Raw genomic sequence first — 2,462 nt, 5'->3', positions numbered from 1 at the left:
CCCGAACTGCGGGACCACGAGGCCGGGGATCGCCGGTCCCACGGCCCTCGCGATGTTCACGCCGATCGACGAGAGGCTCGCCGCGTCGATGAGCAGCTTCGGCGGCACGATGTCGGGTACGAGCGCCTGGAACGCCGGAAGCTGGATGGCCGAGACCGTCCCCAGCACGAACGTCGACGCCAACAGGATCGTCGTGGTCGTCTGACCGACCGCCGTCAGGTAGGTCAGCCCGAGAACGACCGCGAGCTGCACGATCTGCGACCAGAGCAGCACGCGCCGACGGTTGAGGAACTCGCCGATCACACCGGCGGGGATCGCGAACAGGAGCACGGGCGCGGCCGACGCCGTCTGCACGAGCGCGACCAGCAGCGGGGATCCGTCGTCCTGCACGAGCAGCCATTGAGCGCCGACCGTCTGCATCCAGCTTCCGATGTTGCTGACGATCGACGCCAGCCACACCAGACGGAAGATCGGCACGGCGAGGGGAGCGAAACCCGCACGCCATCCGGTGCGGCCGTCGGCCGATGCCACCTGCGGCTCAGCCATGGCTCGCGACCTCCCGAAGGATGCCGTCGATGATCCGCACGATGTCCGTGGCGTGGGTCTGCGTGACCAGATGCGGCCCGTCGAGTGCCGTCACCGTCCGGCAGCCTGCCCTCCGATACCCGAAGCGCTGCACCTGCGGGGCGACCAGGCGATCCTCGGTCGCCACCACGCCCCAGCTGGGCTTCGTCCGCCAGGCGGTCCCCGTGGCACGCTCGGCGAACACCGAATCGGCGATCGGCCGCTGCGATACCGCGAGAACTCCCGACTCGTCGGAGGGCAGGCCCTCGGCGAGCAGACGGGCGAAACGATCAGGGGTGACGGTGAGCTCTGTGCGGAAGGTTCCGTCGCCATCCGGGAACAGAGCAGACGCGAGATGCCCTGATGCCTCGGCCGGGGCGAACCGGCCGCACAGCTCGTCGATGCTCTCGCCCCGCTCGAGCGCGTACCCCGCGATGAACAGCAGTCCGATGACGTTTTTCGCCCCGCCCGCCACGGTGATCACCGCTGCGCCGTATCCGTGACCGACGAGGAGCACCTCTCCGTCGACGCGCTCGACGAACGAGCGGATGTAGTCGCAGTCGCCATGGAAGCTGCGACCGATCACCGCAGGGGCGAGCACCCGGTGTCCGCCGTCGAGCAGACGGAGAACGACCGGCCACCACCCCGAGGCATCCAGGAAGGCACCGTGCACGAGGACGACCGTGCTGGTTCTCATCATCTCGCCACCTCGCGGTCGTCGTCCGTGTGAGACGAATCTAAGAACCGAGGCGTCCACGACCATCCGACAGGAGTCGAATACCGGGCATCCCACTTCTGCCTGCTTTCCGCCTGGTGTGCGCGCTCCCGAGAGAGTTGCATGAGACGTACTCGAGTTCGATGACGGGATTCCCTCCATCGACGCAGAGCGACACGGTGAGCCCATCCCCCGCACAGGAGCGAACCCATGACGATCAGCGACACGACGACGGACGCCAACTCCCTGGCGCTGCATGAGATCGCCCTCCAGCTCGAGGCGTCCCTGAACCGCCGGGTGGTCATCCGCGAGTCCGGTGCGGCGGCACCGGCGGACGAAGCGTCGGCGTCGCTCCTCTCCGTCCCGGTGCAGGACGACGGTGCAGCCATCGCGTTCATCCTGGTCGATCCGGGCGCCGGCACCCCCCTCACGGCGAGCGCGTTCGAAGCCGTCGATGCGGCGTCCGCGCTCGTCAGGATCACCCTTCGTCGTGGCCTCGGTTCCGTGCGGGCGGATCGCGAGTCGATCCTGCGGGATCTGCTGGACGCCGAGGAGTCGGTGCGCCGAGACGCCTACTCGCGCGCACTCCGGCAGAGGTGGGTGGACCGCGAAGCGGGCACGGTCGTGCGCGCGATCCTGATCGATTCCGCCGTCACAGACGTCGACCGCATCGCCTTCGGCCGCCACCTCGCCCATCTTCGTCCAGTCCCCGCTCACTTCGTCACGCTCGAGGGCGGTGTGGTCGTGCTGGTCGGGCAGCCGGCCGACGGCGACCTCGCCGACGTCCTGCTGCAGGAAGCCGCCCGACGCGGGATGAGGATCCTCGGAATCGGATCCGCGTCGCCTGCGAGAGGCGCGACAGACCTCCGCAGCGCCGCCGACGAGGCGGCGATCGCCGCCTCTCTCGCCGCAGCCCTCCCCCAGTTCCATCCGTCCGTCGACGCGAGCGAGCTCGGCGGCTGGCGGCTGCTCGCCTCCGCATCCGCAGACCCCGACGCCCTCCGGATCATCTCGCCGGCCGCGCACGTCCTGTACTCCCAGACCGACGACAGCCAGCGCCTCACCGTCGAGACGTACCTCGACGTCGGTGCGAACGTGGTCGCCGCGTGCCAGATCCTCTTCGTCCACCGCACGACCCTCTACTCCCGGCTCGAGCGCATGCCCCCGCTGGTCAAGGAGGCGC

3 protein-coding genes are annotated in these 2,462 nt (G+C 69.3%); 1 reads left to right on the top strand and 2 read right to left on the bottom strand.

Features of this window, described 5'->3' with window-relative positions; all coding sequences use genetic code 11:
• Together J7E68_RS13700 and J7E68_RS13695 are read right to left on the bottom strand one after the other, a co-directional pair.
• A partial coding sequence (locus J7E68_RS13700; RefSeq protein ID WP_215173456.1) for an MFS transporter occupies positions 1-546 on the bottom strand: 546 nt, incomplete at its 3' end.
• Positions 539-1,264, bottom strand: a complete 726-nt coding sequence (locus tag J7E68_RS13695) for an alpha/beta hydrolase (RefSeq protein ID WP_215173454.1) — start codon at positions 1,262-1,264, stop codon at positions 539-541. The genes J7E68_RS13695 and J7E68_RS13700, both read right to left, overlap by 8 nt.
• Positions 1,265-1,489: 225 nt before the next feature.
• Here J7E68_RS13695 and J7E68_RS13690 point away from each other — a divergent pair.
• Positions 1,490-2,462, top strand: a 973-nt coding sequence (locus J7E68_RS13690) for a helix-turn-helix domain-containing protein (RefSeq protein ID WP_215173451.1), incomplete at its 3' end; no start/stop codon positions are given.

The sequence above is a fragment of the Microbacterium sp. ISL-103 genome (genome assembly GCF_018613995.1).
In the GTDB taxonomy this organism is placed as follows: Bacteria; Actinomycetota; Actinomycetes; order Actinomycetales; family Microbacteriaceae; genus Microbacterium.
The sequence above is the reverse complement of the archived record's forward strand: the minus strand, read 5'-3'. Positions and strand labels throughout refer to the sequence as shown.

What these genes read in the sequence shown, in the direction of transcription:
- J7E68_RS13695 (WP_215173454.1), bottom strand. Translation starts at nt 1,264, where the DNA reads ATGATGAGAACCAGCACGGTCGTCCTCGTGCACGGTGCCTTCCTGGAT.